This window comes from Aeromonas sp. QDB25, assembly GCF_027707725.1.
Taxonomy (GTDB): Bacteria; Pseudomonadota; Gammaproteobacteria; order Enterobacterales; family Aeromonadaceae; genus Aeromonas; species Aeromonas caviae.
Genome location: NZ_JAPCIZ010000125.1, coordinates 1 through 6552, shown reverse-complemented (window position 1 = coordinate 6552; position 6552 = coordinate 1). Strand labels below are relative to the sequence as shown.

General features: G+C 61.1%; 7 protein-coding genes. All 7 read left to right on the top strand.

The features are described from left to right. Positions 1-235 precede the first annotated feature (235 nt). Positions 236-574, top strand: a complete 339-nt coding sequence (locus PG883_RS22200) for a DUF3135 domain-containing protein (protein ID WP_010675440.1) — start codon at positions 236-238, stop codon at positions 572-574. Positions 575-806: 232 nt separating this feature from the next. Then, complete coding sequence (locus PG883_RS22195; protein ID WP_270808224.1) at positions 807-1604, top strand: threonine/serine ThrE exporter family protein; 798 nt, start codon at positions 807-809, stop codon at positions 1602-1604. After that, positions 1601-2068, top strand: coding sequence for a threonine/serine exporter family protein (locus tag PG883_RS22190; protein ID WP_270808222.1), 468 nt, complete (start codon positions 1601-1603; stop codon positions 2066-2068). Before PG883_RS22195 ends, PG883_RS22190 begins: the two co-directional genes overlap by 4 nt. A 23-nt stretch (positions 2069-2091) precedes the next feature. Then, positions 2092-2583, top strand: a complete 492-nt coding sequence (gene folA, locus PG883_RS22185; RefSeq protein ID WP_128272949.1) for a type 3 dihydrofolate reductase — start codon at positions 2092-2094, stop codon at positions 2581-2583. 471 nt (positions 2584-3054) lie between these two features. Then, the gene (gene proV, locus PG883_RS22180; RefSeq protein WP_270808220.1) at positions 3055-4251 is read left to right on the top strand and encodes a glycine betaine/L-proline ABC transporter ATP-binding protein ProV; all 1197 of its coding nucleotides are present in this window, start codon (positions 3055-3057) and stop codon (positions 4249-4251) included. After that, on the top strand, positions 4248-5396 hold the full coding sequence (gene proW, locus PG883_RS22175; RefSeq protein WP_042014434.1) for a glycine betaine/L-proline ABC transporter permease ProW: 1149 nt from the start codon (positions 4248-4250) through the stop codon (positions 5394-5396). The genes proV and proW overlap by 4 nt, the downstream gene beginning before the upstream one ends. Next, positions 5393-6394 carry a glycine betaine/L-proline ABC transporter substrate-binding protein ProX gene (proX, locus tag PG883_RS22170; protein ID WP_210600875.1) on the top strand — a complete coding sequence of 334 codons (1002 nt, stop codon included), beginning with the start codon at positions 5393-5395 and terminating at the stop codon, positions 6392-6394. Before proW ends, proX begins: the two co-directional genes overlap by 4 nt. The last annotated feature ends 158 nt before the right edge of the window (positions 6395-6552 follow it).

Here is a 6552-nt window from a genome sequence, read left to right as displayed (position 1 = left end):
AGCTGGGGCGCCCTCTGGGAAGGTTGGGAAGCCCTGCAAAGTAAACTGGATGGCTTTCTTGCCGCCAAGGATCTGATGGCGCAGGGGATCAAGATCTGATCAAGAGACAGCCTGTGGCTCGGCGGTGAATGACCCAAAATCGCCACCATCCTATATAACCTTCCCTAGGGACAGTGAAATAGTGATGTGCCCGGCGTCGTTCCATTCCATGGGCGAGGTCCGGCCAGGAGGGTATATGGAGCTGCCTGATTTCGATACCCTGAAGTACTGGGCGCTGGCCGAGCCGGAGCGACTCGACGCGCTGCTGCACCAGCAGATAGAGACCCTGATCGCCCAGGTGGGGCCAGAGCGGCAACGTCGGTTGCGAGGTCTGCAATTTCGCATCGACTGTCAGCGCCGCCTGGCAAGAAACAACCTCGACAGCTGCATCCGGATAGCCAACATGATGCATGACTCCGTCTACGCCATGCGCCAGCACATTCTGGATCTGCAGAACGAATCTTGTCAGGAAATGGCAGAGCCCCCGCTGCCGGATAATGTGATAGCGTTTTCCAGTTATCTGAAACGGAAATAATTCACGGCCCTGTTCAAGATATAAAAAAACAGGGTATTTATTAATTTGTTTCACCCCTTCTCAAACAAGTTGTTAAGCAAGTTGGGTGAATTGTTTTTTATTTGCTGCAAATATTCCCCGGGCGGCTGAATAATAGTGACCAGTGCCCGCAGTCCGATAGAGATGGATGAAGGTGTATTTATTTTGGGGTAATATCCAGACACATTTCATCTTGCTATGACTCAAAGGGATCATGAGAAGCATCACACCAGGAAGGGTGCTGTCGCGAGAGCAGCAGACGGAGATCACCCGGATCATCGTCAAGGCGGGCCAGATGCTGGCCCAGTTTGGGGCGGAGAGCCGCATCATCGAGCAGACCACGGTCCGGCTCGGCATGGCGCTCGGGCTGGAGAGCGTCGAGATGGCCATCTCTTCCAGCGCCATCGTCCTCACCAGTCTCTACCAGGGCAGTTGCGTCACCACCACCCGCCGGGTGCGGGAGCACGGCATCAACATGCAGGTGGTGTGCGAAATCCAGCGCATCTGCATCATGACGGAGAAGTCGCTTATCGGCGCGCGCGAGGTACGTCAGCGCCTCGAGGCCATCACGCCGTTCCACTATCACCCCTGGCTGGTGGTGCCCATGGTGGGGCTCTCCTGCGGTGCCTTCAGCCTGCTGTTTGGCGGTGACTGGCCCATCTTCCTGGTGACCTGCTGCTCGGCATCGGTAGCCATGCGGGTACGCCAGCTCATTGCCCGCCATCACCACAGCGCCCTCATCAACTTTGCCGCCACCGGGTTTATCGCCACCCTGCTCGCCTCCAGCACCACTTTCTTCGGCTGGGGCGAACAACCCTATCTCGCTATGGCCGCCAGCGTGTTGCTGCTGGTGCCGGGGTTCCCGCTCATCAATGCGGTCTCCGACATGGTGAAGGGTTACTTCAACATGGGGCTGGCCCGCTGGGGCACGGCGACACTGCTGACCATCAGCGCAGCCATAGGGATCATTCTCGCCATGTCGGTGACCGGTATCTGGGGGTGGAAGGTATGATGGAACTGCTCTGGCTGCTGGCCAAGGATGCCTTTTGGTCGGCCATTCCGGCGGTGGGCTTTGCCATGCTGTTCAACGTGCCGCCACGGATGCTCAAATATTGCGCCATGGGGGGCGCGTTGGCCCACAGCCTGCGTACCCTGCTCATCCACTATAGCATGCCCATCGAGTGGGCCACCCTGGCAGCGGCGACCACGGTCGGCTTTGTCTGTGTCTACTGGTCGCGCCGCCTGCTGGCACCGCGCCCGGTGTTCAGCGTCGCCTCCATCATCCCCATGATCCCGGGCAGCTATGCGTTCAAGACCATGATCGCCATCGTGGAGCTCAATATCTCCGGAGTGACCATGGAGCTGCTTCAGAGCGCAGTGGAGAACGGCCTCAAGGCGCTGTTTATCGTGGGGGCCCTGAGTTTCGGTTTGGCGATTCCGTCTCTGGTCGTGTACCGTAACCGCCCCATTATCTGACGACGGTGCGAGAGGTTGACCCCATGATGATTTCCATGATTGCCGCCATGGCCCAGGACAGGGTGATCGGCCTGGACAACCAGATGCCCTGGCATCTGCCGGCGGATCTGGCCCACTTCAAGCGGGTGACCCTGGGCAAGCCGGTGTTGATGGGGCGCAAGACCTTCGAGTCCATCGGACGACCGCTGCCCGGGCGCCGCAATCTGGTGATCAGCCGCAACCCCGACTACCGGGCCGACGGCGTGGAGGTTATCGACTCGGTGGAGGCCGCACTGGCCCTGCTGGCGGATAGTGACGTCGCGGAGCTGATGGTGATCGGGGGGGGGCATCTCTACGGCCAGCTGCTGCCACGGGCCGACAGGCTCTATCTGACCCGCATCGATCTGGCGGTGGAGGGGGATACCCGCTTCCCGGCCTTTGACGAGGGCGACTGGTCCTGCATCGAGCGCGAGTCCCATCAGCCTGACGAGAAGAATCCCCACCCCTACTGTTTCGAGACCTGGCAGCGGCGCTGAGCCCTCTGATGCCATGAAGAGCCCCTTGCGACAGCCGGGGGCTTTTTTGTGCCCTGTTGCTGCAAAGAGAAGGGGGTTGAACCGGCATGGCTGAAGGTGCCTGAAGCAATACCGAGTGCGCGGCATCAAAATGATTAGTAATGTAATTAAATGGCCATTTATCGCTCCGATGGGGGTCATCCTCCCCACCCTCTCTTTTAGCCTGCTGCTAACGCCTTTTAATCATTAATGAAATATGCTGTAAGTGCATCGATACTGTGGCGGCCCTGTCTGTTATAGGCGTTTTTATCGTGATTTAATGGTTTTTTATGAATAAAAATAACTAATAAAAATCAATGAGTTAAATTCAAGTTTTCTAGATTGGCTTCAATTGGTTCTTTTGTTTGGGTGTGAGATTGCTTAGTGTTGAAAGTAATTGGCTCACGTTCGACGGTTTGCCAGGCAAGGCGTCGGCCAAGAAAAAAGGACAATATGACAGTCAAACTCGAGGTCAAATCCCTCTACAAAATCTTCGGCGATCAGCCGGATAAAGCGTTCAAACTGCTGGCGAAAGGGCATGATCGCGCCAGTATCCTGAAAAAGACCGGACAGACCCTGGGGGTCCAGGATGTCAATCTGGCCATCAACGAAGGGGAGATCTTCGTGGTGATGGGCCTCTCCGGTTCGGGCAAATCCACCCTGGTGCGTCTTTTCAACCGGCTGATCGAGCCGACCCGCGGCCAGGTGCTGATCGATGGCGAGGACATCGCCGCCATCTCGGAGCGCGAACTGCGCCGGGTGCGCCGCAAGAAGATCAGCATGGTATTCCAGTCCTTCGCCCTGATGCCGCACCTGAGTGTGCTGGAAAATACCGCCTTCGGGCTGGAGCTGGCCGGTGTACCGCTGGCGGAGCGCCAGCAGAGTGCCCGTCAGGCGCTCCATCAGGTGGGGCTGGGGCAGTGGATAGAGGCTTATCCGGATGCCCTCTCCGGCGGCATGAAGCAGCGGGTCGGGCTGGCCCGGGCCCTTGCCAATGACCCTGACATCCTGCTGATGGACGAAGCTTTCTCCGCGCTGGATCCCCTGATCCGCACCGAGATGCAGGATGAGCTGCTCAAGCTGCAGGCCAGCCAGCAGCGCACCATCGTCTTTATCTCCCACGATCTGGACGAGGCGATGCGCATCGGCGATCGCATCGCCATCATGCAGGATGGCCAGCTGGTGCAAGTGGGCACCCCGGACGAGATCCTGAACCAGCCCGCCAACGACTATGTGCGCGCCTTCTTTCGCGGGGTGGATCTGGCCCATGTGTTCAGCGCCCGCGATGTGGCCAGCCGCAAGCAGGTGCCCCTCATCAAGAAACACACCACCGACGGGCCGGGCAACGCCCTGCGCCAGCTCAAGGAGCTTGAGCGGGAGTTCGGCTACGTGGTGGATCGCAGCCGCCGCTTCCTCGGGGTCGTCTCGGTGGAGTCGCTCGGTCAGGCGGTCAGGGCCAAAGGCAGCCTGGAGCAGGCGTTGCTGGCGGACATCCAGGCCATTCTGGCGGACACAGCCCTCAATGAACTGATCAGCCAGGTGGCGGCCGCCCCCTGTCAGGTGCCCGTGGTCGAGGAGGATGGCACTTACCTCGGCCTCATCTCCAAGGCCAATCTGCTCAATACCCTGGACAGGAGTACCCCGGCATGAAGCTGATGAATCCCCATTTCTTGCTGAGCGGGCTGCTGGCCCTGGTGCTGCTGGCGAGCCCTTCCCTGCGGGCCGATGAGGTGGCGGCAGACCCCTGGAGCGCGCCTGCGTCCACCGAGGTGTCCGATCCCTGGGGCAGTACCGACACCCAGGCCACCGACTGGCAGAACCAGATCGAAGCCGCCGACACCACAACCGCCATCGACTGGCTGGATCCTTTCCAGCAGGCGCTGGTGCCGCTGGATACCTGGGTGGAAGGGGGCATCGGTTGGCTGGTGGAGAACCTGCGGCCGCTGTTCCAGCTGATCCGCGCACCGGTGGAGCTGACCCTGAACGCCATGACCCATCTGCTGCAGACGGTGCCCTCCACCCTGATGATGGGGCTCCTGGCCCTGCTTGCCTGGCAACTGGTGAACGGCCGCATGGCGCTCGGCACGCTCGTATCTCTTGTGGGGATCGGGCTCATCGGGGCCTGGTCCGATGCCATGGTGACCCTGTCCCTGGTGCTGACCTCGCTGTTCTTCTGCGTGCTGCTGGGGTTGCCCACCGGCATCCTGCTGGCCCGCAGCGAGCGGCTCTCCACCTGGACCCGGCCGCTGCTGGATGCCATGCAGACCACCCCGGCATTCGTCTACCTCATCCCCATCGTGATGCTGTTTGGCATCGGCAACGTGCCCGGGGTGGTGGTGACCGTCATCTTCGCCCTGCCGCCCATGATCCGGCTCACCATGCTGGGCATTCGCCAGGTGCCCACGGATCTGGTGGAGGCGGCCCACTCGTTCGGTGCCAGCCCCTCCCAGTTGCTGTTCAAGGTACAGCTGCCACTCGCCATGCCCACCATCATGGCCGGGGTCAACCAGACCCTGATGCTGGCGCTCTCCATGGTGGTGATCGCCTCCATGATCGCGGTGGGGGGCCTCGGCCAGATGGTGCTGCGCGGCATCGGCCGGCTCGACATGGGGCTCGCCTCCATCGGCGGCCTCGGCATCGTGCTGCTGGCCATCGTGCTCGACCGCCTCACCCAGGCGATGGGGCAACCGGATCGCACCCGTACCGGCCGCTGGTATCAGCACGGCCCCGCCGCCCTGCTGCTGCGCCTGGCCGGTCGTGACAAGAAAATCGATTACAAAGGAGTAAACGCATGAGACAGACCACCAAAGGATTGACCCTGGGCACATTGCTGCTGAGTACCCAACTGCTGAGCCCGCTCGCCATGGCCAGCGCCGAGTTGCCGGGGGAGGGGGTTCGCGTTCAGCCCCTGCAGAGCTCCTTGCCGGAAGAGGCCTTCCAGAGCCTGCTGGTGAGCAAGCTGATGGCGCGTCTGGGTTACGATGTCCAGCCCGCCCAGGAGGTGGACTACAACGTGGCTTATGCCTCGGTGGCCCAGGGAGACGGCACCTTCCTCGCGTTCAACTGGGTGCCGCTGCAGGACAACAAGTACGAGCAGGCGGGGGGCGACAAGGTGTTCTTCCGTGAGGGCACCTATGTGGCCGGTGCCGCCCAGGGGTACCTCATCGACAAGAAGACCGCGACCCAATACGGCATCACCAACCTGGGCCAGCTCAAGGATCCCGAGGTGGCGGCGCTGTTTGACGGGGATGGCGACGGCAAGGCCGACCTCATCGGTTGCAACCCCGGCTGGGGCTGCGAGGGGGCGATCAACCATCACCTCGACGCCTTTGGTCTGACCCCCACGGTGGCCCACAAGCAGGGCAACTACGCGGCGCTGATCGCCGATACCCTGGCTCGCTACCAGGCCGGCAAGCCGGTGCTCTATTACACCTGGACCCCCTACTGGCTCAGCAGCGAACTGGTGCCGGGCAAGGATGTGGTGTGGCTGGAAGTCCCCGCCGACGCCCCGGATGCGGCCAAGACCCGCTTGCCGAACGGCAAGAACTACGGCTTTGCGGTGAACACCATGCACATCGTTGCTAACAAGCGGTTTGCCGAGGCCAATCCGGCCGCCGCCAGGCTCTTCTCCATCGTCAAGCTGCCGCTGAATGACATCAACGTGCAGAACGGCCTGATGAACAAGGGGCAGAACAAGCCGGCGGACGTGGAGCGTCATGCCGACGCCTGGCTCAAGGGCCACGAGGCACTGGTGAACGACTGGCTGAATCAGGCGCGCGCCGCCGCCATGTAATGAGGGGTACGTCGCCCTTCTGCACAAAGAAAAACGCCCGGCAGTTGCCGCAATGCTGTTCACTTAAGCGGAGCCGCATTGCGATTTACCGGAAAACGGGTCTTTGATATCTTCACCGCCCTGGGTCTCGATGGCCTGGGGCGTTTTTCTATGAACAT